The organism is Microbacterium sp. MF43 (assembly GCF_012847295.1).
GTDB lineage: Bacteria > Actinomycetota > Actinomycetes > Actinomycetales > Microbacteriaceae > Microbacterium.
Genome location: NZ_JABBDY010000002.1, coordinates 801,205 through 822,452, shown reverse-complemented (window position 1 = coordinate 822,452; position 21,248 = coordinate 801,205). Strand labels below are relative to the sequence as shown.

Below are 21,248 nucleotides of genomic sequence, written 5' to 3'. Positions count from 1 at the left end.
TTGACCTCTGACATTTGGGACCAACCCGATCTACGCGGTGAGGAGCGGCAGCCTCCTCCCTAAAGGGTGGAGTCGCGCCAAGCGCCGCTTCGAGGGTCCGTGTGCGGGGAGACACCGTTCGATTGGCCATTCTCATCGAGCCTCCAGACGCTGCGAAGGCGTATGTCGGAGTCTCTCGCGGGGTCGAGGAGTTGGCTCATCGTGAACTCCCATTCGGGTAACGGAGAGCTTGAACTCTCCAAGTCATCGATGACGGTGTCATAGGGACGCGATGTTTCTATGTGGTGGAAGAGGAACTGTCCGTCTCGCCAGATGTGCCAACTCAGCACTCCGTTCTCGCGCAGGCTATCTGCCAGCGCGGAGGGAATACGGGCATGGATGCGCTCGTATTCCGCCTCCATCCCGGTGCGCAGGGTGGTTCTCCGCGCCGTCCAGTATGACCCCGTTGTCACCGATCTACCTTTCATTGTCTGTCAGCGCAGTGCTCACCAGCCACGCCGCAGCCTCTCGTAGGACGGGCCGCGCCGACGGAAAGGCCCGGGGAAGAGTAAACGCGCCGTGCGGATATCCCCGCGCATGTACGTGGTGAGTCGTTACGCCAGCCGCGCGCATCTCGACGACCAGGCGATGAGCCTCAGCGGCGGACGGGTCAAGGGATGTCGTTACCACACAGGTCAGCGGCATGCGGCGGAGGTCCTCGTCCCACAGCGCCAGAGGCCGCGCGCCCGCAAGGTAGGTCGACCAGAAGTAGCGCATCGCGGTCTTGGTGAGGAGGCCACGGGAACCCAGCGAGTCCCACTGGTCGGCCACGAGCGAAGGATCACAGGCAGGCTGGATGAGCAGCGCCCCCGCGACACACCCCGGTGCGCGGACGGCGGCCTGGACGGCCACGTGGGCGCCGCTCCCGTCGCCGGCGATCAGCACTTCTAGCCCGCGGCGCGTGAAACTACGGATAACGGCGGAGACGTCTTCGACGGCGGACGGGTATGGGTCTTCTGGGGGTCGACGAAAGTCGACCGACAGCACGTCCACCTCAAGCGACGCGCACAGATCGCGGCAGACTCCATCGTGGGTGGACGTGTCTCCGGCAACCCACCCTCCGCCGTGAACATAGATGAGGGGGTATCCGGTCGTGGCGGAGTTGACCTTCTCAGCAGAGTATCGCCGAACGGGTACACCGTCCACCCGTCCGTCGGACACCAAAGCGACGTCCGGGCCACCGTCGAACGCGCGTGCAAGCTCGTGTCGTCGCTTCCGCAAGGTGCTCGGCGTTAGTCCGACCGGCGGCATCTTCGCAACCGCGGCAAAAAACTCTTCCGCCTCGCGCGAACCGCTCACCCGTGACCTCGCGCGATGGTTAGAGCTCCGCCGTTAACAGCGAGAACCTCTCCCGTGATGTAGGAGGATGTTGGGCCAAGCAAGAAGCTCACCGCGGCGGCGACGTCTTTGGGTTGACCCCAACGACCCATCGGCGTGAGTTGCGCCCACTGTGCCGATAATGTCTCTGGGTGAGCGCTCGCGGCGAGTAGGCGATCATTCATCTCGCTGTGAATTAGTCCCGGTGCGACGACATTGCATCGGATGCCGCGCGCGATGTACTCTGCCGCCACCTGCCGGCTGAGAGCCTCAATGCCTCCTTTGGTCATTGCATAGGCGGCGAAACCGGGGAATCCTACGGCTGCCTGAATCGAGGAGATGTTCACGATCGCGCCCGGTCTGTCGGCCTCGACCAGCCGGCGGCAGGCCTCCGCGGTGCCGTGAAAGACGCCGAGCAGATTGACGTCGGTCCCGTGGCGCAACTCCGCCTCGGTCACTTCAGTAACAGCACCGAGGATGTTGTAGCCGGCACAGTTCACCCAGCCACCGAGCGGCGCCAACGCTTCCGCCGCCTGTGCCGCGCGCTGATGGGTCGATGGATCAGCAACATCACCGACAACATGACCTTCGACGTGAGGCGAGCCAGCGATGTCGACAGTAACGACGTGCCAGCCCGCTGTCCTCAGTTCCTGCGCGATCGCATTCCCGATTCCTCCCGCACCGCCCGTGACAACACAACTCCTCGTCATATCACCTCCATCGTGACGCGAACAGATGTCCAGCGCACCTCACGGGGTGCGAGAGTGGGCAAGCGACCACTTTCACGGTCGACACGTCGCCCGAGGAGCGAGCAGTTCGCCGGTTCTATGGCCATCACACCCCACCCGGGTTGGAAGTCGATCCACTGATGAAGGCGATGCAATCCGGTCCACTGCACGTGAGCGCGGATGCCTGCCTCGTAGTTCATGACCGTGACGCCCTCCTCTCCATCAACAGACTGATGCTCAAGAACAACCTCGTGCGATGCCCCGACACTCGATGGAGCGGACCAGTGCCCGCATTCCAGGTTGGAGGCCGTGTCCCTCGCCTCATATCCGCGGCTTTGGAGTCGCACACAAGTCGAGATGCCGAGCAAGTCACCACCAAAGTTGACGTGATACAGCAAGGGTGCGGGTTCTGGCAGGACGCCGTCATTCCGCACCGCATCAAGGATCTCGACAAACCCGCGAGCGCAATCCACCACCACCGTCCGGCTGCAGTGCAACATGTCGTCGTTGAGTTCCGCGCTAACGCTCCAGACATCGCTCGCTGGACGATCCACTCGAGCAGTTTCGGTCGGAGTGAGGGCGAACCTGCCGTGGAGCCCGTGCCCTTCACTCGGCGCGCCGACGTTGCGAAGGCCGCACGTGGTGATCAGTCCACCGGAGAAGGCGTTGAGCCACGGGTCTGCATGCGAGCTGCTCGCGGTGGAGTAAGCCGAACGTTGCCAACTGACAAGGCGATTCGCGAACCGGACCGCTCCCACCCCCATGCCTGCGCGCGGCAGGAGTTCGGCGGTCAGAGTCCCCTCTTCGCCCAGCTTCAGTCGGGCGGGTATCCGGCTCATGCGTGCGCGCTCACTGGCGGATGGTTGCGGGGGAAGATCTTCTCGTCCCAAAGAATTCCCAGTCCCGGCGCCGTGGCGGCTGCCGTGACCGGCTCCATCTCCCATGGCGCTTTGACAACCAGCTGATCGAAGTTGTCGGCGCCGGTTTGGACCGGGACCGTCTCAAGGGCCTCGGCGCCGAACGGGCCCGCCAAGTGGACGTGAATCTCGGGAAAGTAGTGCGGAAGTATCGCTTTACCAGCGGACTTGACGATGGCGGCTGCATCAATCCACCCCGTGATCCCCCCGCAGGCGGTCGCGTCTATCCGCGCAACGTCCAATAGGTCCTCGTCGACCAACCTGCGGAAGCTAGCGGCATCCGACTCCCATTCGCCAATGGCGATGCGGCCGGAGTAACTGCGGCGAAGCCGTCGAAGAGAGAGGCTGTCACCAGGCACGAACGGGTCCTCGACGAAGTCCGGCACGAAGGGAAGCATCTCCAGAAACGACAGCGCTTCACGCGCATCAACCCACTTGCCGTTTGCGTCTATGGAGAGCTTCGCGTCGTGCGGCAGGGCGTCGAGAGCGACCCGTACGCGCTGAGCATCGTTAGCCGGGGTGTCCCCGCCCACCATCATCTTGAACTTGCGGTGACCCCGTTGCGCCATCTCCGCATACTCCGCCGCGAGCATGTCGAGAGTCTTCCCGTCGCGGTAATAGCCCAGAGCGACCAGTACCTCCGTCTGTTCGCCGGAGCCTCCGACGAGATCGCTAATGCTCCAACCCACTTGCGATCCCCACGCGTCCCACATGGCGATGTCAACAAGTGAAAGCGCGCGCGGGAACATCCCGCGCGTTCCCCAGAACCGCTCGGCGTTAGGGGCCAGGGTCCGGGCGAGCGCTCGGCCTGCCGAGGCATTCAGCCCGATCGCATACGGCGCGATCACACTCTCGATGATCGTTGCGAGTGGGGCACCGCGCGTGAAGCCGACTGCGCGGCCGACCGTCCCAGCAATCGTGGAAACCTCTGTAACCACGTACTCTCGATCGGAAATGAGAGTCGTACCATTACGGACCGGATTCTCAAGTGGAAGCGTGAACTGGTAGGCGATCACCGAGGCGATGCGGTCGCCCGGGTCGGCTAGCTCATCAAGATCGGGGGGCACGGTCGGACCCTCCCAATCCAAGAGCCGTCCAACCGCCGTCAACGGTCAGCACGCTGCCCGTGATCCAGGAAGACTTTGGAGATAGAAGAAACTCGACGGCGTCGGCGATGTCGCTTGCCTCGCCCCAGCGGCCCATGGGGGTGCGGTCGAGTATCTCGTTTTCGTCGATCACGCCTCGTGAGAGATTTTGCCTCACGAGGTCCGTCATGATGTATCCAGGCGAGACGGCGTTCACGCGGATCCGCGGTGCATACTCGATCGCGAGAGACCGGACGAGGCCCTCAACCCCTGCTTTGGTGGCGGAGTACGCGGCCCGCCCGCTGAATCCTTGGCTGCCCGAGATGGAGGAAATGGCCACGAAGGATGCCCCCTCGGTGAAGACTGGTAGGGCGACGCGAAATGTCTCGAAGACGGCGCTCAAGTTGATCTCGATCATCGCGTCCCACGCGCCTCGCGGATACGTGAGTGTGGGACCGGGGCGGCTGATGCCAGCACAGGCAACGACTCCGTCCACGCCTCTGGCGAGTTCGCAGGCCTCCGACAGCACGCTGGTGTCCGCGACGTCGCCAGATACGGCGACGAGGCGGTCCAGCCCCTCCGTCAACCTGAATTCCTGCAGCGTCCGGTCGAGAGGGGCCACGTCTTGATCGACCACGACTACGCGCTCGCCGCGCTCGAGGAGCTGCCGAGTGCACGCCAGACCTATCCCGCGGGCGCCGCCTGTCACGATGACGGTCATCGTCCGCCCCTCCGCTCATCTTCCGAGACGACCTCGTCGGTTGTCGAGTCAATTGGCCCGGCCCCGCATGACCGGGCGGCCAGAGGCGTTTCTGGCCGGAAGGGGTGAGCTCCTGACTCGGTCAACTCATGCGCGACCACCGTTCGTGCGCCGAGGTTGGCGATGAGAAGGGTCCGGTTACGGTCTCCCGCGAATGCGACGTTTGTCGGCATGGCGAGCATAGATGCTTGCGGATCCTCAAGCAGTGTCGCTACGCGGCCGTCCGGATCAACTTTCCAGATCGTGTTGGGTTGATAGAAGGAGACGATCATCCCACCGTCGATGGTGAACGCGAGACCGTCGGGAACCCGGCCGGCGGTTGGCAGGACGGTTTCTCGTCGCCCGAGCGTGTGCGTCTCAATCGCGAAGCGCGAGACGCCGAATCTACTTTCAACGACGTAGAGGTAGCGGCCCGATGGGTCCACCGCCAGGCCGTTCGTGAACCTCGGGGCTTCCATCGTCATCAGTTGGGTTTGCCCATTGCCGAGGAGTTCGTAAACTCTCCCGTCATCCTCGCCCCATGACCCGGAGTCCGATACGAATGCGCGACCGTCTGGGGCAAACGTGAGTGAGTTGAGGTGCACGAACCCGACGTCGCGAGGCCCCCGGGTCACCGTGTCTACCGACCCGTCCACCGCGTTGTACCGAAGAACCGACCCTAAGCCTGGGTTGCAGACATAAAGGTTGTCGTATGCGTCTGCTGCGATTCCGAGTGACCTGCCCCCGCAGGACGCGACCTTAGTAAAGTGACCAGAGGCTGGATCGCCGATATAGATCTGTCCGCGTTCACCGCCAAACGCGACTCGTCCGTCGCGGAGGGCGCAGAGGTCCTCGGCGTGATCGACACCGTCAAACACGGTGTCGAGACCAGCTAGATCGAACGTCATCGCCCCACCAGGCCCATCGCCCCACGGACGATCCACTCCGCGTTCGGCAGGATTGCCTCTTGCAGTGTTGGAGACGCAGGAACTCGAACGTCCGGCATTGCAACACGTGCCACCGGAGCATCAAGGAGCCAGAAGTACTTCGATGCGGCCCTCGCGGCCACCTCCGCCCCGAAGCCGCCGGTCAGATTCGCTTCGTGCGCGACGAGCAACCTGCCCCCGGAGGACTTGAGTGCGTTCCCAATCGCTTCGTCGTCGAGCGGACTGAGCCAGCGGAGGTCGAGCACAGAAGCCGACACACCGGACGCCTCCAGCTGCTCGGCCGCGCGGAGCGCCGTGCGTGCCATCCGACCCCAGGTCACGATGAGGAGGTCGTGTCCCTGCTTCAACAGCCGCGCGCCGCCTACTGCTTCGGTCGCCCCGCCGAGATCGACGGCCGCCTTCTCGCCGTAGAGCGCCCGCGATTCGATGATGAAGACCGGGTCGGGGTCAGCGACAGCGGCGCGCAGCATCGCATAGGCGTCCTGCGCGTCAGACGGGAGACCCACCTTGATACCCGGGATGTGAGCCAGCAGAGCCTCCAAGCTCTGGGAGTGTTGGGCGCACGAGCCGGGCGTAATCCCTTGCTGCATTCGCACGACAAGGGGCGCGCTACGTGATCCGCGCGAAAGATAGCGCACGTTGGACATTTGATTGACTACCTGATCGAATGCGACGAAGAGGAAATCTGTCCACATGATCTCGACGACCGGCCGCAACCCCTCGAGGGAAGCACCGAGGGCGGCGCCGAGAATCGCCGCTTCGGCGATGGGGGTGTCAAACGCCCGCTCCTCGCCAAAGGTCTTGTACAGGTTTCGAGTCACCCCAAACGTGCCCCCTGGTATCGCGATGTCCTCGCCAAACGTCACCACCTCGGGCCTCTCCGACATCTCGGATATCAGCGCGCGATTGACCGCTTGAGCGTACGTCAGCTCCTCCTTTGCGCCGCTGGCGTCGGCCGAGGCGAACGCCGGAGGTTTTGCCGCGGTGATGTGGGCTAGGGCCGATTCGGCGGAAGGTAGGGGTTGTGAGAGCGCAATCTGCACGGCTTCGTCGGCGGCGGCGCGAGCGGACTCGATGATTGCGTCGACTCGTCCCCTTTCGTCTATCGACTGATCGGCGAGCTGCGCCGCCAAGAGCTTGAGGGGGTCGCGCGCCGCGGCGGACGCCCTGTCTTCGGCGCTGCGATAATGTTCGATGTCACCGCTGTAATGCCCCAGAAGGCGGGGCGAGTGGACCTCGACAAACGAGGGTCCATCTCCACGTCGCGCGCGTTCGACGACATCGGCGAACACGTCGTGCATTGTCGACAGGTCTGAACCTGAGGCGACTCGAGTGTTGATTCCATAGCCCGCTGCGCGTTGCTCAAGCGACACGTGGGGGACTGTCGCCGAGATCGGGGTCATCTCCGACCAGCCATTGTTCTCGCAGACGAAGATTACCGGCAGATTACGCGCGACCGCGAAGACCATCGCCTCGTGGACCGCGCCTTGGTTGGTCGCCCCGTCGCCGAAAGCCACGACGCAGACTCCGCCTTCGCCCGCGGCGCGCAGCCCCATCGCCACTCCGTTCGCGATAGGTGCGCCGGCGCCGACGATGCTGTTTTCGCCGATGAATCCGTACTCCGGGGCGGAGAGATATGGCGAGCCGCCGCGGCCACCATTGGTACCGGTGCCTCGACCGAGGAGCTCGCTCATCAACTGCATTGGGGGGACTCCGCTCGCGAGTGCCCACCCGTGGCCGCGGTACGTCGAGATAACGCGATCTCGCTGATCCAACACGCCCGCCGCTACGACGGGCGCCGTCTCCTGCCCTACGCACACATGAATTGACCCGCTCACGAGCTCTTGACGGCGGAGGGTCAGTGCGTGCTCTTCGAGCGCGCGGATGAACGCGACGCTGTACAGCCAGTCGTGCGGCTCCGTGGAACGCTTCAGGGGCATCGGTTGAGTCATCTTTGGTCCTCGGAGCTTCGGTGGGCGAACGGGCGATTCATCGTATCTATCGCCTTGACAATTGGAATGGACAAGACTTTTGGCCGCGAAAGTGGAAGAATGCCTAGCGATTCATCCTAACAATAAGCGCGGAGGTTGAGATGCGGCAAGCACTTCGGTGGGGAATCATCGGGACAGGTAGTGTGGCCCGGTCGATGACCCGCGACCTGCTGGGCTTCGGACACTCCGTGGTGTCGGTCGGCTCGCGGAACCGACCGCGAGCCGACGAGTTTGCGACCAGCTTCGGAATCCCCCGTGCTCACGGGTCCTACGAGGACTTGGTGAACGACCCCACTGTCGACATCGTCTACGTAGGCACTCCTCACGTCGCGCACGCCTCGAACGCGCTGCTGGCGCTCGATGCGGGCAAGCATGTACTCGTCGAAAAGCCATTCACTATCACCGCGGAGGAAGCGCGCCTAGTCACGAACCGGGCGCGAGAGAAGGGTCTTGTGGTACTGGATGCGATGTGGACACGCTTCCTCCCCCACATGGTGCGGATACGGCAGATCATCGAGGACGGCACGCTCGGTGAGATCCACACGTTGATTGCCGATCATGGTCAGCGGCTTCCACTAGAGCCGCCGCACCGGTTCAACCAGCCGTCGCTCGGCGGCGGCGCAATCCTCGAGCTCGGCATCTATCCCGTCGCATTTGCGTCGCAATTGTTCGGTCCCCCCGCGCGCACCCTTGCGACTTCGTCACCGACGCCTGAAGGCGTGGACCGTCAGACGTCTGTGATTTTTCAGTACCCCGGCGGCAAGCAGTCGCTAATTCAAACGGCAATCGACGCCCAGGGGCCGAACACTGCAGTGGTGGTGGGGACCGAGGCTCGAATCGAAGTCGAGTCCGTGTGGTACTCGCCGACCAGCTTCGTTGTCCGAGATCCGGCAGGCAAGGTGCTCGAGCGCTTCGAGGAGGAGGTGCCGCATCGTGGCATGCAGTTCGAAGCGGCAGCGCTGGAGGACCAGATCGCCCGCGGAATTCTGGAGAGTCCGGTCATGCCTCCCGCCGAGAGTGTAGAGATCATGGCGGCCCTCGACGAGGTCCGCAGGCAGATTGGGCTCCATTTTCCTTTCGAGCGGTAGGCGCGCCCGAATCTCAGATACATAGGATGAATAGCGATTCTCGCCGGCAACTTCGCCAGACCCGTTATCCCGCAGGGGAGGACTTCGCGCGGGTGTGGGTGAGAGCTTCATCCGTTGGAAATCCAGAGCCGGGAGGCGCTATGCATCGCTGCGCCAGTACCGAGCATGAACCGTGATCGTTTCGCCCTTGACAACGGGGCTCTGAGGATTCATCCTATATTTCGGATGGCACGGGTCACGGTGCAATCCTCAGGCGAGCGCTTCGCGCGTCTGGTTCCCGCAGTGCCTCAACGGAGAGTCCCATGAACAAACGACGCGGAAGTCTTGCCCTCGTCGCGGTCGGAGCGACCCTGGTCGTCGCCGGCTGCAGCTCTGCTGGCAATGAGTCGGATGGCGACGCAGTCACCATCACGGTCGACAGCTGGAGGAGTGATGACGCACAGGTGTGGGAAGACGTCATCATCCCTGCTTTCGAAGAGTCCCATCCCGGCATCGAGGTGGAGTTCGAGGCGACGCCCAACCAGGCGTACGCCCCCGCTCTCACCACCAAGCTCGAGGGAGGAACGGCCGCAGATGTCTTTGCCTGCGAGCCGTTCGACACGAGCCTGGCCCTGTGGGACGCGGGCTTCCTACCGGATCTGTCTGGCATGCCCGAATTGGAGCGAGTGACGGATGTCGCAAAGGCGGCGTGGTCCACCGACGAGGGCACTCCGTACTGTCTTCCCGCTTCATCCGTGATGCACGGGTTCACCTACAACAAGACCGTGTTCGACGAACTGGGACTTACGCCCCCGGAGACCGTCGACGAGTTCTTCGATGTGCTCGACGCGATCAAGCAGGCGGGCTACACCCCGCTTTCCTACGGCACAGGAGACGCCTGGATCACGACGGTGACCGGCCTGAGCAACGTAGGTCCGAACTTCTGGGACGGCGAGAACGGCCGCCAGGCCGTAATCGACGGTAGCCAAGTTCTCACCGACCCCGAGTACGTCGCTGCGTGGCAGTTCATGCAGGACTGGATCCCCTACCTGCCTGACGGCTATCAGAGCGTGAAGTACACGGACACCCAGGAACTGTTCTACCAGGGAGAGGCCATCATCATGCCTGCTGGTTCCTGGGAGATCCGCGGCTTCGAGGACAGGGCCGATTTCGAGGTGGGCATCTTCCAGCCTCCGGTGCAGAACGAAGGCGACCCTCGCTGGATCAACGACTTCATCGACACGGCGTACACCTACAATCCCGAGTCGGACCACGTCGAAGAGGCCAAAGAGCTGCTGGCGTGGCTGGGAGGCGAGGAAGCAGCCGTCCTGAACGCGAACGCGTTCCCGGGGTTCCTGCCATTGAGTGACTACGACGTCGAGCTCGAAAACCCGATCGCACAGGAGTACCTTTCGTGGCGCGAAACCGCGCAGCCGACCATTCGGCTGTGGGCGCAGTACTTGTCGCGCGGAACGCCCAGCCTCAGCGACATTGCCACAGACGTCACCACGAAGGTCCTCAACGGTGACATTACGGCTGAGGAAGCCGCCGAGCAGGCGCAGACTCAGCTCGAGTCGTGGTACGAGCCTCGCCAGTGATTTCCGGTGGGTGGCCGGGAACAGCCCCGGCCGCCCACCGAAATCACAGTCGATCGATGAAGCGTCGTCAAGTCCGAACCACAGGACCGACCCTCAGACCGAGAGCGAGCATCCTGTTCGGGTTCCTGTTCCCCGGGCTCCTGCTCTACATGGTTTTCATGATCATCCCGCTCTCCGGGTCCTTTGGGATCAGCCTCTTCGAGAGCGGCACAGCAGAGGGGCCGACACAGTACCCGTGGGACAACTACCTTGCGCTGATGTTCTCGCCGGCGTGGTCGTCGCTCTTCTGGCCCGCGCTTCTCCACAACGGCATCTTCTTCGCGATACAGATGCTCGTGCAGATCCCTCTCGGGCTTCTGTTCGCAGTCCTGCTTGCTCGGCGGGTGTTACGTCTCCGCGCCGCCTACCGCGCGAGCCTCTTCTCCCCGGCAGTCCTCTCAACGGTGGTGGCAGGGTTCACTTGGCTGCTGATTCTCAGCCCGATCTGGGGTGTTGCCCGGGACATCTTGGAAGCGATTGGGCTGGGTGAACTGTTCGAACCTTGGTTGGGTCTTCAAGGCTCCGCGCTTGTCACGGTTTCACTGATCGCGGTCTGGCAGTCGTTCGGCGTGCCAATGATGCTGTTCCTCGCTGCACTCGTGTCCATCCCTGATGAGCTGATCGAGGCCGCGAGGATGGACGGTGCGACCAACGGACGCATCTTCTGGTCTGTTCAGTTGCCGCTTATCGCTCCCACCGTGGGCGTGATAGCTGTGCTCCTCTTTGCAGGGAGCATGAATGCCTTCGATCTGATCTTCACTCTCCAGGGTCCTCTCGCAGGACCCAACTACAGCACTGACGTGCTGGGAACGCTCTACTATCGGACGTTCTTCGGAGGGCCGGGAATCGCTGGTAATCAGGCGATGGGCGCGACGATCGCGGGAATGACAGTCCTCATCACGGTGATCGTCCTCGTCCCGTACATCTACTTCGTCCAGCGAAAGTTGCCGAGCTATGCCCTCTAGGTTGTCGTCAGGACGCGTTGTGCGCCGTCCAGAGCAGCGCGGCGAATGGCTTGCTCACCTGATACTCGCGCTCGGAAGCCTTCTCGTAATCGGACCGGTCGTCATGGTGGCGATCAACTCCTTCAAGGACCGCGACGCGCTCTTCGCCCACCCATTCGCCCTACCGATCGGAGAGGCGTTCAGCCTGGGCGGCTACGAACGCGTTTTCGACGATGGGCACTTCGGGGCTGCGTACCTCAACAGTGCAGTGGTGACCGTTGCCAGCACCTTCCTTGTCGTCATCCTCGGAGCGATGCTCAGCTTCGCCCTGACTGAGTACGCCTTCCGTGGTCGTCTCATCGTGTCGGCCATCCTGGGGGCGGGCCTGATCCTTTCCGTCAGGCTCGGAACGGTCGGACTGATCGAAGTGATGTCAACACTGGGACTCATGAACACTGTGCTCGCACTGATTCTCGTGTACACGGCGTCATCGCTGCCCATCGCCGTTCTCGTCCTCAGCCCGTTCATGCGCTCAGTGCCAGCCGAGATCAAGGAAGCAGGGCGGGTTGACGGGGCAGGCGAGTTCACTATCTTCAGGCTCGTCCTGCCCAGCATCAGGCCAGCGCTTGCGACGGTCGCGGTATTTGTGATGATCCCCATCTGGAACGATCTGTGGTTCCCGCTCATTCTTGCGCCCAGCACGCAAACACAAACCGTGACACTCGCCACTCAACAGTTCCTGGGACAGTTTCAAAGCGACTGGCCAGCAGTTCTCGCTGCGCTTACTCTCGCCGCAGCAGGGCCCCTTCTTCTCTACATCATCTTCTCCCGGCAGTTGATCAGCGGTCTCACCTCCGGGGTTACGAAGTGATCCGAATCGGCATTATCGGATCGGGGTGGATCCTGTCCGCGCACCTCCAGGGGATAGCGGACCTCGTTGCCGCCGGTGTCGACGTCCGCATCGGGGGCATATGTACTCGCCGCCCGGAAAGCATCTTGCCACTGTGGCAGGAGCGGTCCGAGTGGCCGATCGAGTTCGCCTCGCGTGCAACCGCGATGCCTCACCTCGCGTTCGCCGAGGTGCAGGCCGATCCTGTGGCACTCTGGGACGACTACGGCGGCATGATCGCGTCCGGTGATGTGGATGCCGTGCTTGACCTGACCCCGCCGTTTCTGCACCACCGTGTGGGTCACGACGTTCTAAGTGCCGGGCTTCACCTTCTGACAGAGAAGCCCCTGGGTCTCACTGTTCGCACGGCGTCGACGCTCGTCGCCACAGCGATCAAGCACGACCGAGTGCTCGGCGTCGCGGAGACGGTTCGGTGCATGGATGAGGTGCAAGTGGAGCGGCAGGTGATCAGCTCCGGCGGCGTGGGAATACTTCGTCAGGTTTCTTGGAACAACGTCGGTGGAGCGTGGGCGCCAGACCGCGTGGTTGCAGGAACGACGTGGCGGCATCGTCGGCGGTACGCGGGCGGTGGGACGACGCTGGACAATGGTGTGCACTACGTGGACTGGCTGCGCTACACCGTCGGGGAAGTCGTTAGCGTCGTCGCGCGCACGAAGATCGCTGAGCCGATTCGGTATACCGGCGGCGGCGGTGCGGTGGCTGCCGACGTCGACGACGTCCTGCAGGCCGTGCTCTCCTTCGAGAACGGTGTAGTGGGCTCTCTCTCATCATCCTGGGCGACCTCCGGCGGCGGCGAGCCGCAGCCGACCTATCGCGGTTCGTTAGGCGAGTGGAGTGGTCATCCCGGGGAGGCGCCTTCCGGACCGCGCCTTGAAGGAGTTGGGCTTCTCCGCGAGAACACCTTCGCGAACCCATTTGCGGAGCAGATCTATCGATGGCTTGGCGCGATCGGAGGCGAGGGCAAAGTCGCCGTGACTGGCGAGGAAGGGCTTCGGGACGTGGCGGTCTGCATGGCGCTTCTGGAATCGTCGCATGTCAACGCATGGGTGGATGTCGACGACGTCCTCCGGGGTCGCGTGAACGCATATCAGGCTGAGATCGACGAGTTTCATCTTGGGCCGCCCGCTTGAAACCTTCTTCCCGTGCGCCGGGAGCAGACACCGAAAGGAAGAAACAAGGGAATGACCGTTGAGACACTTGACCGACTCGCCATCACTGCCAAGTGGGGGGAGATCGGAGTAGGCGGGTCGCTGGGGAACTCGGTTGGCTATCTCCAGGCAAGCCCGGACGGGGGCGTAGACAATCTGTGGGATGTCGCTGATTCCTTCCTCGTGGGGCGAGTCGACCTCAGCCCGTGTCGCGGGGGACGTGCGATATCACCCGACTCAGTGACGTTTCACCCCGGCCACATCCGTGCGGACTGGGCGACAGGGTGGGGGCAGGTGTCACGTACCACTGCACTCACCTCCTACGACGGGCGGGTGGTGTGTTCGATATGGCTGGACCTACACAACGAGACCTCCCGTGAGCAGAGCGTCGACATTCTCCTAAGGGCGGACTTCACGGCCAACGTCCGCACTCGCCACTCCAAGAAGCCGGGATGGACGCCATCGGAAACTCGCTTCACTGTTTCCACGGAGAGCGGTCTCATCACAGCTCGGGCAACTTCAGGCGACGCTGTGACTTTCGTTGCTGGTCACGCACTCGGGCCCGTCCGAATAAGCGAGCCGTCGCGCGCCGCGTCGGAGTGGGCCGTCGCGGTCCCTCCCTCCTCTCGCACCCGTGTTCGAGTCACGATCTCGCGGACGCAGGAGGCTGCCCACGCTGTACTCGAGGACGATGGGTTTCTATTGCGCGACGAACAGACGCTCGCCGCCAGCATCTCAGGAGCATCCATTCTCACCCCGGACAGTCGAATCGACGACGCCAACGAATGGGCGAAGATCAACGCGATCCGGGTGCAGCACGAGTTCGCGACCGGGGCCGCGTTCACGAACAATCCTCCACAAGACATTGCAGTCGTGCGGGACATCGCCTGGTTCGTCCTCGGCGCGGCGTTGTTCTCCACCGACTTCGCCGCACGGCTCCTCGAGTTCGTTGCCCAGTACGGCGTAGAGCCGGCCGGAGACATCACCGAGTTCATGCGGAGCGCGGTCGACCCGCAAACCGATCCGCCGGCGCGGGGGGATCATCTCGCAATGACCTTCCACGGCGTGGCGCATCGCACCGAGGACTTTTCTGCACTCGTCTCGTCGCCGCCGTTCGATGGTTTCCGTGACGGATACGCCCTCACGGTGAAGGACGACACGCCGCTCTTCATCATTGCGGTCGCCGCGCATTACCGAGTTGCCAGAGATCCGATCTTCCTCGGTCGGATCCTTCCCACGGTCGTCGCGGCCGCCGAGTACCTCCTCGATCAACGTCGCGCCGACGGGTTGTTCTATGCGGAAAGCGCGCGATACATCGAGCCGACTAACGTCTGGGGTCTCGCCACCTGGAGAAACATCATCAACGGCTATCAGATCCTCGGCGCGACCACTGAGATAAACAGCCTCATAGCCCAAGCCCTCGACGATGTGGGTTACCTCTTGGAGGCATCGGGGCATGCCCAGGCGGGGTCTTGGCGCGATCGCGCGAGCGAGCTGCGGGGCGCGATCAACGCAGAATTGTGGAGCTCGGCGCTTAATTCCTACGCGTTGACGAAGACGGGAGACGGGATGGTGCGCCAGGAACTTACTTCCGACGTGGTCTTTCCCCTCCTGTTCGGTGCCGCCGAGGGCGACCGCGCGAAGGCGGTGGCGGACCTTCTCACCTCGCCTCGCGTCCAGGCACCAGCAGGAGCCCGCACCGTGCCGCTGGGTGAGCCGGAGTACGACGACGAGTATGGACTGGGCCTGATGGGGGGTGTCTGGCCGAACCTCAGCGCTTGGATCGCAGTAGCAGTGCGCGACCATGATCCGGACGCAACCGCGACGTCGCTCGTGACACTAAGCGTCCCCGTACTCAGTGATAGCCCGGTCCAGTTCGGCCAAGTAGCGCCCGGCGCGTTCCCTGAGTGGTTCTCCGGCGCCCCCGACCGACCTCCCTTGAGTCTGGGCATGGCAGCCAGCCCATGGATGCCGCCGACCTACACATGGGCGGTCGTGCGAGGACTCTTGCACCTCGACCATGAGGATGGCCAACTGTCGTTCGGCGCGAGTCTTCCTCCGCTGCCTGCGGGATGGAGCGGTTGGGGGGTGAGGCGCCTGCCCGCTGGAGAGCATTCCGTGACTGTGATCCGTGTTGGCGACGTGGTGTACGCGACTCGACGGATAGTCGGCGTCGAGGCCGATGTGATGCTCTGGGACGTTACCGACGAGGTGACGGCCTCAGCGAGGGTTGTCGCACTCGCCGACCACACGCGGCTCGTCGTCCTCGCGGATGCGCCGTGCGAAGTCGAGTTTCGTGGGGAGCGCTTCCGCCTGGAAGGCACTGGATCAACTTGTTTTGGATCGTTCGGACTTTCCAATTGATCCTATCTTTCCTCGTTACAGTGATGTAAATTCTAAGGAACTCAGCGCAGATTCCCGTAATTGGTGGGATGTTTCGTGCAGAGACCGACACAGCGTGCAAGGAGGCATGATGAACAGATCGATAAAGGCGGGCGCAGGGGTGGTCCTGCTGGCAGCGGCCGTGAGCGTCGCGGGATGCACCTCGGGCGCGCAGAGTGAGGATGAGACGTTCACCGTCCTGTCATCATTTACGCCCGACAGTCCCGAGTGGAAGATCCAGGAGGATGTGATCGCTCAGTTCGAGGAAGATAGCGGACTTGAGGTTGAAGTCACCCCAGCAGGTGACGACATCCAAGAGGTGTTCGAGACCTCGGTCGTCGGGGGCGACGAAGCGGATGTCGTCATCGTGAATCTCTTCGGCCGGACGCTCGACTGGGTCGCCAATGGAGTGGCCGTGCCGGTTGATGATTACCTCAGCGACTGGGGACTGTCCGACTCCATCAAGCCCGAGGCGCTCGACGAGTGGCAGAACGCCGAGGGCCAGCTCAGCGGGTTCCCATATCGCGGCTTCGTCTGGCCCGTCTGGTACAACCTCGACCTGCTGGAGGACGCGGGCGTGAGCGTTCCCACCACCACCGACGAGTTGATCCGCGCCGCAGACGCCTTGCGGGCAACCGGGTCCGAGCCCCTCGTCGTCGGCGGAAGTGACTGGTCGGGTCAGAAGCTCTTCATGCAGATCATGCAATCGTACATGAGTCCCGAAGATGCGCGTGCCGTCTTCGCGGAAGGAAACTACTGCGCGGTCCCGTCCGCCATGGAGGGCATCGAGCTCTTCACGACGCTAAGGGATGCGGGTGTCTTCATCGCCGATGCGGAGGGATACACCGCTGACCAGATGAATGCGACTTTCTATGATGGCAGCGCTGCGATCATGTCCGCTGGCGAGTGGGCCTTCGGCGACACCCCCGATGACTTGAACATCCAACTGGGGGGCCTTCCCATCCCCGACGGCGGACAATACACCCAGCCGACGGCGCTCTCCGGCTACACGGGCAGCGGATTCTTCATCAGCAACAACGGCGCCGAGAAGATCGACGCTGTCCGCGATTTCGTGTCGGCGTTCTACACCCCGGAGATTGCCGGACGCTTCGTCAACGAGGCGAACGGTTCGGTCGCCTATGTCTTCGACGAGCCCGTCGAAATCACCAATCCGCTGCTCGCGGAGGCGACCGCGGATTTGCCCAGCGCTGTTGAGTTCGCAGTTATGCCCGACACCGCGGTTCCGGGCGAGGTCGCCGATCCCCTTATCCGACAGACGACATTGGCCTACTCACCGGGAGCCGACGCCCAGACAATCTGTGCCGGCCTGGAGAGCGTGTACCCCTGAGGAGCTCATTCGGGCGGGGTCTCGACGGAACCGTGAGCCCCGCCCGCTGCCTCTATCGAACGGAGAGTTTCATGGCCACGGCTGCCGCGCTTAGCCCTGCGACCCCGAAGAGGCGGCGCGCATCCGCTGACAAGCACGGACTTGCTCTGCTGACCACGCCAGCGATCGTCTGGTACGGCGTCTTTACGATCGGTCCGCTCATCGCGATGTTCGTGATCGCGACCCTCGAGTGGTCCGGTCTGGTCGCGGAGAGCGAGTATGTCGGAGCGCAGAACTTCGTCACAATGTGGGCCGATCCGGTCTTCTGGATCGCTGTCCGTAACACCGCGATCCAACTCGCGGTCGTGCTTCCCATACTGCTCGTGTGTTCCTTCATGCTGGGGTACTACGTGTCCTTGAAGCCGCGAGGTCATCGCCTTCTTCGAATTCTTCTCTTCACGCCAGCGCTCATCTCTGTCTCCGCACGCAGCATGGTGTTCTATGCGATCTTCGCCCCCACAGGACTATTCAATCTAACGCTCGAGTCGATCGGCCTCGCGGAGTTGACCCGCCCCTGGCTGGCAACTCAAGAAACGGCTCTTGCGACGGTGATGGTGGTTGATCTGTGGGGAGGCATCGGATTCACGGCGGTGCTGTTTGGCGCGAGGCTGGCTGGCATTGGATCCGACGTTTTCGAAGCAGCGCAGCTCGATGGGGCGGGACATTGGCGGCGCATGTGGGGAGTCGCCTTCCCGATCACGAGGGACTACTTCGGCGTGATCCTCATGCTGCAATTCATCTGGGTGCTGTTCAGCTCGGCGGGGTCGATTCTGTTGCTAACTAAGGGCGGCCCCGGGAACGCATCAACCACGATTTCTTTTCTGGTGTACGACCTGGCATTCACTCAAACACGCATCGGCTACAGCCAGGCGGTGGGAGTGGTTCTCTTCGCGCTCGGAATCGTCGGGGTTGTCATCATTCGTCGCCTTTTCCGACCGGCGGTGTAGTGGACATCATGAACACTTCCAAGCGCCCGCGGGCGAGCGGGTCACGCCTCCGATTGAATCCGATTGCGCACGTCCTCGCTTGGCTCTACGCAGCTCTTCTCGCGATACCGATCATCTTCATCGTATTCGCCTCATTCAAAGACAACACGGAGATCTTTACTGCACCTTTCGCACTGCCAACGTCCCTGGACATCAGCAACTTCGTCGCAGCGTGGAACCGCGTTGAGCTGGGGCTGGGGCTGGTTAACTCGACCCTCACCACGGTCGCGGCCGAGATCCTTACTCTCGTGCTTGCCATCCCCGCGGCGTACGCCATCGCGCGAAGTACCGGTCGGTTCGGGTTGTTCGTCGAGCGACTTTTCGCTCTGGGGCTCCTCATACCGGCCTTCGCAGCGCTCGTCCCGACGCTCCTCCTCGCAGTCGTCATGGGGCTTTTCCAAACCCGCGAGTTCTTCATTCTCTTTCTCCCAGCGACCGCCCTCCCGCTGTCCGTCATCCTGTTGGCACAGTTCATGCGAGCGGTGCCCCAGGAATTGGAGGAGAGCGCGATGCTCGACGGCGCGAGTCGGCTTCGCATCTTGGTGAGTGTCTATGTTCCCCTCACGATTCCGGGTGTGGTTACCGTTCTTATCCTCAACTTCCTGACCTTCTGGAACGAGTACTTGTTCGCTCTGATCCTGATCGGTCCGCGGGTCGAGGAACGAACAGTCCAGGTCGCGCTGCCCACCCTCATCAGTCTCACGTCAACGGACTATGGCGTCCTGCTGGCCGGCTGCCTGATCACGATGATCCCCGTGTACCTCGTCTACATCCTTCTTCAGCGCCGCATGGAAGACGCGCTTCTCCAGGGCGCTGTAAAGAGCTGATTCTCGCCGCGCACAAGCGCCACATCCAACTCATAGGAGTATCTGTGCCCACAATCACTGCAGTCGACGTCATCGATGTCCGCTTTCCCACCTCGGTCACGCAAGACGGATCGGACGCGATGAACGCCGACGCCGACTATTCCGCGGCGTATGTGATCATTCGCACCGATGCTCCAGGGGTGGCGGGGTACGGTTTCACCTTCACCATCGGCCGGGGAAACGATGTGTGCGTGCTGGCGAGCCGTCTTCGGGCCGCCACCTTGGTGGGGCTTCGCGTAGAAGCCGTCGTAGGAGATCTCGGGGGCACGTATCGCATGTTGAAGTCCGACTCCCAGCTGCGCTGGCTCGGGCCCGACAAGGGGGTGGAGCATCTGGCGCTGGCCGCAGTGATGAACGCCGTGTGGGACCTCGCGGCGCGCCTCAAAGGTCTACCGCTTTGGCAATTCCTCGCCTCCATGTCCCCCCCCGAGCTCGTCGACACGATGGACCTGACCTATCTCAGTGACGCGCTCACGCGTGAGGACGCAATCGAGATCCTCCAGTCGATGGGTCCATCGCGCGACGCGCGCCTGGAGCACCTAAGTGAGAACGGGTACCCGTGTTACACCACAAGCGCGGGCTGGCTGGGTTATGCGGACGACCGTCTTCGGAGGCTGTGTCGAGAAGCCGTTGAGGCGGGGTACCGAGACATCAAGATCAAAGTCGGCGCCAATCACGAGGACGATGTGCGCCGGCTAACAATCGTGCGTGATGTCATCGGCCCTGAGATCAACCTCATGATCGATGCGAATCAGGTGTGGGATGTCCCTGAGGCCATCGAAAAAGTACGCGACCTCGCCAGATTCGCGCCGCGGTGGATCGAGGAGCCGACAAGCCCTGACGATGTGCTGGGCCACGCACAGATCCGACGAGCAGTCGCACCGGTCGCGGTCGCTACCGGCGAGCATGGGATGAATCGCGTGCTTTTCAAGCAGTTCTTTCAGGCCGATGCGATCGACGTCTGCCAGTTGGATTCTGCGCGCTTGGCGAGCATCAACGAGATCCTGCCCGTCTATCTTATGGCTCACCGATTCGGGGTCCCCGTCTGCCCGCACGCGGGGGGAGTCGGGTTGTGCGAACTCGTACAACACCTTTCCGTGTTCGACTACATCGCGATCTCGGGAAGTCTTGAAGGTCGCGTGACCGAGTACGTCGACCACCTCCACGAGCACTTCGAGGACCCTTGCATCGTCGATCGTGGAGCCTATGTGGTACCGCGCGCTCCCGGATACAGCGCGAAGATGCTCGACGAATCGGTCGCGCGATTTACTTATCCGGACGGCGAGTATTGGCGCGAACTGGTCGGTCCGGCCTACGCCACAGGATGATCCAGGATGAAGTCCTCCACACCGAGCAGGTGCGCGCCCATTCGGAATCGTGCGGCCTCTGGGTCGCGTGCGCGCAGGGCGTGAAGTATGGCCTGGTGCTCGGCGTGAGTCGTAGCCAGAACGCCGTGCTCAACGGTGGCACGCCGCATTCTGTCGCGGATCGTGCGGGAAGAAAGCGCCTCAATAAGCGCTTCGAGCACGGGGTTCCCAGACGCTCTCGCGATCACATGGTGGAATGCCATGTCCGCGCGGATGAATCGTTCCACCTGATCCAAACCGTTTGCAGCGATAAGGCCCTCGCAATCGTTAAGGATACTCTCGGCGTGAGACAGCTCAACGTCGGTGATCGCGAGCGCCGCACGGCTAGCAGCGTCGGTCTCCAATGTGCGGCGCACAGCCTGTAGGTGCGCGGTCGCTGGCCCTGTGTACAACTCGACGAGAAAGCTCATCGGCGCGAGCAGAAGTCCCGGTTCGAGCGCGGTCACATATGTGCCGTCGCCTTGCCGCGTCTCGAGCACCCCCATCATGCAGAGGGCGCGCACTCCTTCTCTTAGAGAGCTCCTGGACACCTTGAATTCGACTGCTAGATCCTTTTCGGTGGGAAGCCTCGAGCCCGCGCGGAGTTCGCCGCTGAGGATCCTGGCCTTCACGCTCTCGACGACGACATCCGTTTGAGATTGCTCCCGCGGCTCGGCAGCCGCAAGCGGATCGCTCAGGAGATTGGTCATCCGATGATTGTAACGCCGTCAGCGAAAGATGTCTCGACGATTCTGATGGTTGCACCAAATTCATCCTATGTATAGGCTGGAGGTGCTCGAGGACATCCCTTT

At 62.7% G+C, this 21,248-nt stretch carries 20 protein-coding genes; 11 read left to right on the top strand and 9 right to left on the bottom strand.

Annotated features, from left to right (window positions below; translation table 11 throughout):
- Positions 1–59: 59 nt before the first annotated feature.
- Genes HF323_RS08140 through HF323_RS08110 form a run of 7 tightly spaced genes read right to left on the bottom strand, consistent with a single transcriptional unit; the run spans position 60 to position 5,616 of the window.
- Complete coding sequence (locus HF323_RS08140; RefSeq protein WP_169582053.1) at positions 60–467, bottom strand: L-rhamnose mutarotase; 408 nt, start codon at positions 465–467, stop codon at positions 60–62.
- Entirely contained in the window at positions 457–1,338 is an 882-nt protein-coding gene (locus HF323_RS08135; protein WP_169582052.1) for an alpha/beta hydrolase fold domain-containing protein, read from the bottom strand. Before HF323_RS08135 ends, HF323_RS08140 begins: the two co-directional genes overlap by 11 nt.
- Complete coding sequence (locus tag HF323_RS08130; protein WP_169582051.1) at positions 1,335–2,066, bottom strand: SDR family oxidoreductase; 732 nt, start codon at positions 2,064–2,066, stop codon at positions 1,335–1,337. The genes HF323_RS08135 and HF323_RS08130 overlap by 4 nt, the downstream gene beginning before the upstream one ends.
- Positions 2,063–2,923 (bottom strand): DUF4432 family protein, encoded by an 861-nt coding sequence (locus HF323_RS08125; RefSeq protein WP_169582050.1) that lies wholly within the window; start codon positions 2,921–2,923, stop codon positions 2,063–2,065. Before HF323_RS08125 ends, HF323_RS08130 begins: the two co-directional genes overlap by 4 nt.
- The gene (locus tag HF323_RS08120; RefSeq protein WP_169582049.1) at positions 2,920–4,068 is read right to left on the bottom strand and encodes an enolase C-terminal domain-like protein; all 1,149 of its coding nucleotides are present in this window, start codon (positions 4,066–4,068) and stop codon (positions 2,920–2,922) included. The genes HF323_RS08125 and HF323_RS08120 overlap by 4 nt, the downstream gene beginning before the upstream one ends.
- Positions 4,052–4,807, bottom strand: a complete 756-nt coding sequence (locus HF323_RS08115; RefSeq protein ID WP_169582048.1) for an SDR family NAD(P)-dependent oxidoreductase — start codon at positions 4,805–4,807, stop codon at positions 4,052–4,054. The genes HF323_RS08120 and HF323_RS08115 overlap by 17 nt, the downstream gene beginning before the upstream one ends.
- Complete coding sequence (locus HF323_RS08110) at positions 4,804–5,616, bottom strand: SMP-30/gluconolactonase/LRE family protein (protein WP_317451031.1); 813 nt, start codon at positions 5,614–5,616, stop codon at positions 4,804–4,806. Before HF323_RS08110 ends, HF323_RS08115 begins: the two co-directional genes overlap by 4 nt.
- On the opposite strand from HF323_RS08110, the gene HF323_RS15725 reads away from it, so the two are divergent.
- A complete protein-coding gene (locus tag HF323_RS15725) occupies positions 5,593–5,721 on the top strand; it encodes a hypothetical protein (protein WP_317451032.1) in 129 nt (42 codons plus the stop codon). The two genes, HF323_RS08110 and HF323_RS15725, sit on opposite strands and share 24 nt — an antisense overlap.
- An 8-nt stretch (positions 5,722–5,729) precedes the next feature.
- On the opposite strand, the gene HF323_RS08105 is transcribed toward HF323_RS15725, so the two are convergent.
- Entirely contained in the window at positions 5,730–7,712 is a 1,983-nt protein-coding gene (locus tag HF323_RS08105; protein WP_169582046.1) for an alpha-ketoacid dehydrogenase subunit alpha/beta, read from the bottom strand.
- Positions 7,713–7,864: 152 nt separating this feature from the next.
- Between HF323_RS08105 and HF323_RS08100 the strand changes: the two genes are divergently transcribed.
- The 10 genes from HF323_RS08100 (at position 7,865) to HF323_RS08055 (ending at position 20,418) form a co-directional block, all read left to right on the top strand.
- Entirely contained in the window at positions 7,865–8,851 is a 987-nt protein-coding gene (locus HF323_RS08100; RefSeq protein ID WP_169582045.1) for a Gfo/Idh/MocA family oxidoreductase, read from the top strand.
- 443 nt (positions 8,852–9,294) lie between these two features.
- Positions 9,295–10,428, top strand: a complete 1,134-nt coding sequence (locus tag HF323_RS08095) for an ABC transporter substrate-binding protein (RefSeq protein ID WP_169582044.1) — start codon at positions 9,295–9,297, stop codon at positions 10,426–10,428.
- 158 nt (positions 10,429–10,586) lie between these two features.
- The gene (locus tag HF323_RS08090; RefSeq protein WP_211160330.1) at positions 10,587–11,432 is read left to right on the top strand and encodes a sugar ABC transporter permease; all 846 of its coding nucleotides are present in this window, start codon (positions 10,587–10,589) and stop codon (positions 11,430–11,432) included.
- A gap of 103 nt (positions 11,433–11,535) precedes the next feature.
- Positions 11,536–12,282: a carbohydrate ABC transporter permease gene (locus tag HF323_RS08085; protein ID WP_211160329.1), complete on the top strand. Its 747-nt coding sequence runs from the start codon at positions 11,536–11,538 to the stop codon at positions 12,280–12,282.
- Positions 12,279–13,451: a Gfo/Idh/MocA family oxidoreductase gene (locus HF323_RS08080; protein ID WP_169582041.1), complete on the top strand. Its 1,173-nt coding sequence runs from the start codon at positions 12,279–12,281 to the stop codon at positions 13,449–13,451. Before HF323_RS08085 ends, HF323_RS08080 begins: the two co-directional genes overlap by 4 nt.
- A 720-nt stretch (positions 13,452–14,171) precedes the next feature.
- Positions 14,172–15,833 (top strand): hypothetical protein, encoded by a 1,662-nt coding sequence (locus HF323_RS08075; RefSeq protein ID WP_169582040.1) that lies wholly within the window; start codon positions 14,172–14,174, stop codon positions 15,831–15,833.
- 106 nt (positions 15,834–15,939) lie between these two features.
- The gene (locus HF323_RS08070) at positions 15,940–17,199 is read left to right on the top strand and encodes an ABC transporter substrate-binding protein (protein ID WP_169582039.1); all 1,260 of its coding nucleotides are present in this window, start codon (positions 15,940–15,942) and stop codon (positions 17,197–17,199) included.
- A gap of 71 nt (positions 17,200–17,270) precedes the next feature.
- Positions 17,271–18,185, top strand: coding sequence for a sugar ABC transporter permease (locus HF323_RS08065; RefSeq protein WP_169582038.1), 915 nt, complete (start codon positions 17,271–17,273; stop codon positions 18,183–18,185).
- 8 nt (positions 18,186–18,193) lie between these two features.
- Positions 18,194–19,051: a carbohydrate ABC transporter permease gene (locus HF323_RS08060; RefSeq protein ID WP_169582037.1), complete on the top strand. Its 858-nt coding sequence runs from the start codon at positions 18,194–18,196 to the stop codon at positions 19,049–19,051.
- A gap of 44 nt (positions 19,052–19,095) precedes the next feature.
- Positions 19,096–20,418 carry an enolase C-terminal domain-like protein gene (locus HF323_RS08055; protein WP_169582036.1) on the top strand — a complete coding sequence of 441 codons (1,323 nt, stop codon included), beginning with the start codon at positions 19,096–19,098 and terminating at the stop codon, positions 20,416–20,418.
- Here HF323_RS08055 and HF323_RS08050 read toward each other — a convergent pair.
- Entirely contained in the window at positions 20,403–21,146 is a 744-nt protein-coding gene (locus HF323_RS08050) for a FadR/GntR family transcriptional regulator (RefSeq protein WP_169582035.1), read from the bottom strand. The genes HF323_RS08055 and HF323_RS08050 overlap by 16 nt on opposite strands.
- Positions 21,147–21,248: the final 102 nt, after the last annotated feature.

What these genes read in the sequence shown, in the direction of transcription:
- HF323_RS08090 (WP_211160330.1), top strand. Translation starts at nt 10,587, where the DNA reads ATGATCATCCCGCTCTCCGGGTCCTTTGGGATCAGCCTCTTCGAGAGC.
- HF323_RS08115 (WP_169582048.1), bottom strand. Translation starts at nt 4,807, where the DNA reads ATGACCGTCATCGTGACAGGCGGCGCCCGCGGGATAGGTCTGGCGTGC.
- HF323_RS08105 (WP_169582046.1), bottom strand. Translation starts at nt 7,712, where the DNA reads ATGCCCCTGAAGCGTTCCACGGAGCCGCACGACTGGCTGTACAGCGTC.
- HF323_RS08060 (WP_169582037.1), top strand. Translation starts at nt 18,194, where the DNA reads ATGAACACTTCCAAGCGCCCGCGGGCGAGCGGGTCACGCCTCCGATTG.
- HF323_RS08140 (WP_169582053.1), bottom strand. Translation starts at nt 467, where the DNA reads ATGAAAGGTAGATCGGTGACAACGGGGTCATACTGGACGGCGCGGAGA.
- HF323_RS08050 (WP_169582035.1), bottom strand. Translation starts at nt 21,146, where the DNA reads ATGACCAATCTCCTGAGCGATCCGCTTGCGGCTGCCGAGCCGCGGGAG.
- HF323_RS08065 (WP_169582038.1), top strand. Translation starts at nt 17,271, where the DNA reads ATGGCCACGGCTGCCGCGCTTAGCCCTGCGACCCCGAAGAGGCGGCGC.
- HF323_RS08085 (WP_211160329.1), top strand. Translation starts at nt 11,536, where the DNA reads ATGGTGGCGATCAACTCCTTCAAGGACCGCGACGCGCTCTTCGCCCAC.
- HF323_RS08125 (WP_169582050.1), bottom strand. Translation starts at nt 2,923, where the DNA reads ATGAGCCGGATACCCGCCCGACTGAAGCTGGGCGAAGAGGGGACTCTG.
- HF323_RS08070 (WP_169582039.1), top strand. Translation starts at nt 15,940, where the DNA reads ATGATGAACAGATCGATAAAGGCGGGCGCAGGGGTGGTCCTGCTGGCA.
- HF323_RS08130 (WP_169582051.1), bottom strand. Translation starts at nt 2,066, where the DNA reads ATGACGAGGAGTTGTGTTGTCACGGGCGGTGCGGGAGGAATCGGGAAT.
- HF323_RS08100 (WP_169582045.1), top strand. Translation starts at nt 7,865, where the DNA reads ATGCGGCAAGCACTTCGGTGGGGAATCATCGGGACAGGTAGTGTGGCC.